General features: G+C 47.6%; 6 protein-coding genes. 3 read left to right on the top strand and 3 right to left on the bottom strand.

The annotated features are described in order from the left end of the window. From Q1K24_RS07340 to Q1K24_RS07330, 3 genes are all read left to right on the top strand, one after another. On the top strand, nucleotides 1–799 hold a 799-nt coding region (locus Q1K24_RS07340), incomplete at its 5' end, for an O-antigen ligase family protein (protein WP_300368185.1). 27 nt (nucleotides 800–826) lie between these two features. Continuing rightward, the gene (gene waaF, locus Q1K24_RS07335) at nucleotides 827–1,798 is read left to right on the top strand and encodes a lipopolysaccharide heptosyltransferase II (protein ID WP_300368182.1); all 972 of its coding nucleotides are present in this window, start codon (nucleotides 827–829) and stop codon (nucleotides 1,796–1,798) included. 98 nt (nucleotides 1,799–1,896) lie between these two features. Further along, complete coding sequence (locus Q1K24_RS07330; protein ID WP_300368180.1) at nucleotides 1,897–2,142, top strand: helix-hairpin-helix domain-containing protein; 246 nt, start codon at nucleotides 1,897–1,899, stop codon at nucleotides 2,140–2,142. A 26-nt stretch (nucleotides 2,143–2,168) separates the two neighbouring features. On the opposite strand, the gene gmhA is transcribed toward Q1K24_RS07330, so the two are convergent. Genes gmhA through rfaE1 form a run of 3 tightly spaced genes read right to left on the bottom strand, consistent with a single transcriptional unit; the run spans nucleotide 2,169 to nucleotide 4,750 of the window. After that, nucleotides 2,169–2,738, bottom strand: a complete 570-nt coding sequence (gmhA, locus tag Q1K24_RS07325; protein WP_300368178.1) for a D-sedoheptulose 7-phosphate isomerase — start codon at nucleotides 2,736–2,738, stop codon at nucleotides 2,169–2,171. A gap of 8 nt (nucleotides 2,739–2,746) precedes the next feature. Beyond that, nucleotides 2,747–3,313 carry a YfaZ family outer membrane protein gene (locus Q1K24_RS07320; protein WP_300368175.1) on the bottom strand — a complete coding sequence of 189 codons (567 nt, stop codon included), beginning with the start codon at nucleotides 3,311–3,313 and terminating at the stop codon, nucleotides 2,747–2,749. A 12-nt stretch (nucleotides 3,314–3,325) separates the two neighbouring features. After that, nucleotides 3,326–4,750: a D-glycero-beta-D-manno-heptose-7-phosphate kinase gene (gene rfaE1 / locus Q1K24_RS07315; RefSeq protein ID WP_300368172.1), complete on the bottom strand. Its 1,425-nt coding sequence runs from the start codon at nucleotides 4,748–4,750 to the stop codon at nucleotides 3,326–3,328. Nucleotide 4,751: the final 1 nt, after the last annotated feature.

Here is a 4,751-nt window from a genome sequence, read left to right as displayed (position 1 = left end):
TCACGATCCATCACCTTTTATAAATCATGTTCATTATGGGGTTTTTCTCGCAGTAACATCCATTTTATTACTGAAATATATAACTGATCCATTAATCTCAAAAACTCCAAAATTGATTTTATCGATTTTTTTCCTATTTACAGTTGTTGTTCTCTTTATCAATGCAGGAAGAACCGGTCAGATTGTTTTCATTGCCGGTATATTTGTATTTTTTATTTCTCAATATGGGTTTGATTGGAAAAAGATTTCAGTATTTATCATTTCTTTTATGATTTTTCTTACTATTGCATATAGTGTATCTCCGGTTTTTAATAAGAGAGTCAATGCAATCGTTGCAAGTATCCCCCAAATCCAAAATGGCAATTACAAGGTTGAATTAGGATACAGACTGGCTTTAAAAATCGCTTCCGTACCGGTTATTGGTGACCATATCATTACCGGTACAGGAATTGGGGATGAGATGGATGTATTTCACCGTGAAAGCACACGTTTAAAATCTGTAACAAAAACATTTGGTCATTTGCATGATCAATATTTGCAAATTCTTTTACAAACAGGATTGTTGGGTTTTATTCCTTTCTTGATGTTTATAATAAGTCTGTTTCGAGAAAAATATTTCGATCACACTTACAGATCCGTGCTTTTTGGAACATTGGGTATTTTTTTACTTGCATCGGTTGCAGATTTGACTTTAAGAACTACCCTAGCTGCTCTCTTTTCTTTCACATTCGCACTCTTTTATACTGCAGCTAAAATGGAACCCGTCAAAGAAGATATCATAGACCAAAAGAAAATATAAAAAATAAGCTAAAATGAAAAAAGTAGTATGAAAATTCTCATAGAACTCCCCACATGGCTGGGAGATGCCATCATGGCAACACCGGCACTGGAAAATCTTTTTGCCGCCTATCCCGATGCCAAAATTACATTGGTGGGTTCCTACGTTTCGACTGAAGCACTCAAAGCCCATCCACGTATAAATCACACCATTGTCGACACCACCAAACAGAAGGGCTTCCGCCTTCTCAATCTCTACCGGCTCGCCAAAACCATCGGCCCACACGATATCGCCATCAGCTTTCGCAGCCATTTCTACTCGACATTGCTGCTAAAATTGACCAGATCCACAAAGATTTATCAGTTCCACAAAAACACTACCTACTACCCACTACCCACTACTTACTCGTTGCATCAGGTAGAAAAATACCACTCTTTCATCAATACCGTCACAGGCCGAAACGATACCCCCGGCCCACTCCGACTTTACTGGCCCAAAAAATCTTTCAGCCGTCCGGCACTGGGCATCAACCCTGGTGCCACCTACGGCAGTGCAAAACGGTGGTATCCCGAAAAGTTCGCCGAAGTGGCATCCGCTTTGGCCGACCGATTCGACATTGTCATCTTCGGCGGACCGGCAGAAACCGATATCGCCAACGATATAGAGAAAATGATAAAAGAGAAAGGGGTAAAAAACGTTACGAACCTTGCAGGCAAGACAACGATCCCCGAGCTTTGCAGCACCATTGCAGGGCTCGACCTTTTCATAACCGGCGACAGCGGTCCGATGCACATCGCGGCGGCCTACCAGGTTCCCACTGTCGCCATCTTCGGTCCCACCAGACACAAGGAGACATCCCAGTGGATGAATCCCAAAAGTATCATTGTGCGCCACGAGCTCGAATGCGCACCCTGTATGAAGCGAACCTGTCCCATCAAAACACATGCATGCATGAAAGAAATTTCGGCAGAGGAAGTCATCAATGCAGCCAATCGACTGCTACCAAATGGAACAGAGTAAAATGAATTGAAAATTTTTAGAACAAAATAAAACGTTTTATAATAAATATAGAAATTTTTTGATAGATTTTTACTAATTTTTTATCAAAAGGATCGCAAATGAAATATCTGCTTTTGGGTTCGTTGCTGGGATTGTCTCTCTTCGCGGCAGTCGACATCAACCACGCTTCGATAAAGGAGCTTCAGAGCGTCAAGGGGATCGGCGAGAAGAAAGCCCAACAGATTGTGGCCTATCGGGAAACGCACTGTTTTCAAAGTATCGATGAAATCACGAAAATCAAAGGAATCGGCGAAAAGAGCCTCGAAAAAATGCGTTCCGACCTGACCCTTACACCCTGCAAATAAAAAGAACCTGGAGGGTGATTTTCCTCTCACCCTCGATATTCGTTATCCACCAGCTGGCACAGAATATGTCCGATAAGAATATGCATCTCCTGAATCCGTGCGGTGTCATCGGAGGGTACGATAATGTTCAGATCGCAGACATTGTTCATCTCGCCACCCCCTTTGCCGCTCAGACCGATCGTTTTGCAACCCATCTCTTTCGCCTTTTTGAGCGCATAGACGACATTTGGACTGTTACCGCTTGTTGAAATTCCAATGACCACATCACCCGTCTGTACCAAGGCTTCAACTTGCCTGGAAAATACCTGATCGTACCCATAATCGTTGGCAATAGCCGTTAGCGCCGATGTATCGGTCGTCAAAGCGATGGCAGGAAGGGGCTGCCGTTCTATTTTGAACCGTCCGGTCAATTCCGCCGCAATATGCTGGGCATCCGCCGCACTTCCACCGTTACCGCAAAGCAGCACCTTGTTTCCAACTTCCAGCGCTTCGGTCACAATGACTCCCGCCGTATAGATGAAGTGCTGCAACCCGGCCATCGTATCGTCCAGCACCCGACGATGGGCTTCCAGCTCTTTTTCAATCACACTCAACATCATAACTCCTAAAAATAGAAACGTACACCGATATACCAGCCGTCGTTGAAATCGTCCGACCCTTTGTCATAGTCCAGATCGATGTTACGGTATCCCCCGTAAATTGCCCCGTTGGGAATCGGACGAAAGCTCACCCCGATACGGTACGCCGAATAGCTGTCACCGTCGGAAAAAACCAGGGGAGAGGGTGCTACATACACGTCGGCATCGAGAGCCACCTGCCACTCACTGGGAATGTCATACCTGAGTGTCAAACCGATGGGAATGGCAGCATAATCTTCCGAAAAAGCCCCTTTGATACCAATCCCCAATGTCAACGCCGGCATACCCGAAAGATTACCCGTCGCCAAAAAACCTGCTTCGACCAGATTGTCGTCACGTGTTTTGCTCTCTCCGCTGTACAGGTATCGGGCAAAGAGATAGTTCCGGCTGCTCAACCCCTCGTAACTGAATCCTTCCGATAGCTCCATCACACCGGCAACTTCGATATCATCCGTATTGATGTTGATCTCTGCACTGTGTTGCGCCAAAAGAGGAAGAGCCGCACAAAGAGCTCCTATAACCATTTTTTTCATAAATTTCCTTTTCTACTTTCTTATATTTTCAATGATTCCGGTTGTACTTTTGCCTTTGACAAAATCGACAAGTTTCACCTCTTTGGCGATGTCACTGCCCACAACCTCTTTGCCTTCGTAGTCTCCGCCTTTGACCAGTACATCCGGCTGTACGATTTTGATCAGCTCGTAGGGTGTATCTTCCTCGAAAATCGTTACGAAATCGACCGCATCGAGGGCCGCCAGCAGATAGGCACGGTCAAATTCGGAATTGACCGGACGCTCGGGCCCCTTGAGACGTCTGACCGAATCGTCGGAGTTCACGCCCACGATCAGCACATCTCCGAAACTTTTCGCTTTTTCCAGATACTTTACATGTCCCAGATGAAGAATGTCGAAACAGCCATTGGTGAACACAATCGTTTTTCCTTCGTTCTTCAGGTGTTCGACACTCTTGGCCAGTGCTTCTCCGGTTTTGATGCGGTGTTCTGTCGTCGATTCATGCAGGGTGTTTTCATAAGCGATAATCTCATCCCACGTCGCCGTGGCACTTCCCAGCTTGCCGACGACAACGGCCGCAGCAGCATTGGCGATGCGCGCCGCTTCGTCGATCTCTCCGCCACACGCGCGAACGAATCCCAAAGTCGCGATCACCGTATCACCTGCACCCGTCACATCGTAGACTTCCCGCGCCACCGTGGGAATCACCCGCATCGTCTCGCCGAAAATCGCCATCCCCTCTTCCGAGAGGGTAATGAGAGCCCGTTCCAGTTCCAGCTCGTTCTTGAGTTTGAAACCCGCCTCTTTCAGCGACGCCTCGTCGGCAATGGCGATACCTGTCGCTTCGGCAGCCTCTTTTTTGTTGGGTGTAATCGCTGTCGCACCGCGGTATTTGGTATAGTCGCGTCCCTTGGGATCGACCATCACCCGGATTCCTCTTCGCTTCGCTTCGGTGATGACTCCCTGGGTCAGCGTGTCGGTCAGCACCCCTTTGCCATAATCGGAAATCAATACCGTCTGCACCCCTTCATCCAGTAGTGAAACAACCTTGTTCAGAAGTGCTTTTTCGCTTTGGGCGGTAATCTCCTGACGCGTTTCGCTGTCGAATCGCACCACCTGCTGATGGGAGGCGATAACGCGGCTTTTTCGTGTCGTACTGCGCCCCTCCTCAGCAACCAATGCTTTCGTCCCTACCTCCAGATCTTCAAGCATTTTTCGCAGACGCGCACCGTTGTCATCGGGACCGATTACCGACGCCACCTCCACTTTGGCACCCAGGGCCACGAGGTTGTTCACCACATTCCCCGCACCCCCAAGCACCTCCGTCTCTTTCTGCACATCGATAACCGGTACCGGTGCTTCTGGAGAGATACGCTCCGTCTTGCCCCAAAGATAGTGGTCGATCATCAGGTCGCCGACGACGAGAAGACGGGGCGACATGGTTTGGTATTTACGCATT

The sequence above is a fragment of the Hydrogenimonas sp. genome (assembly GCF_029932565.1).
Lineage (GTDB): Bacteria > Campylobacterota > Campylobacteria > Campylobacterales > Hydrogenimonadaceae > Hydrogenimonas.
This window is presented reverse-complemented; position numbering and strand designations above follow the sequence as displayed.

Bases quoted from the DNA above. Each gene is read 5' to 3' on its own strand.
- waaF (WP_300368182.1), top strand. From the start codon at position 827: ATGAAAATTCTCATAGAACTCCCCACATGGCTGGGAGATGCCATCATG.
- Q1K24_RS07330 (WP_300368180.1), top strand. From the start codon at position 1,897: ATGAAATATCTGCTTTTGGGTTCGTTGCTGGGATTGTCTCTCTTCGCG.
- gmhA (WP_300368178.1), bottom strand. From the start codon at position 2,738: ATGTTGAGTGTGATTGAAAAAGAGCTGGAAGCCCATCGTCGGGTGCTG.
- Q1K24_RS07320 (WP_300368175.1), bottom strand. From the start codon at position 3,313: ATGAAAAAAATGGTTATAGGAGCTCTTTGTGCGGCTCTTCCTCTTTTG.
- rfaE1 (WP_300368172.1), bottom strand. From the start codon at position 4,750: ATGCGTAAATACCAAACCATGTCGCCCCGTCTTCTCGTCGTCGGCGAC.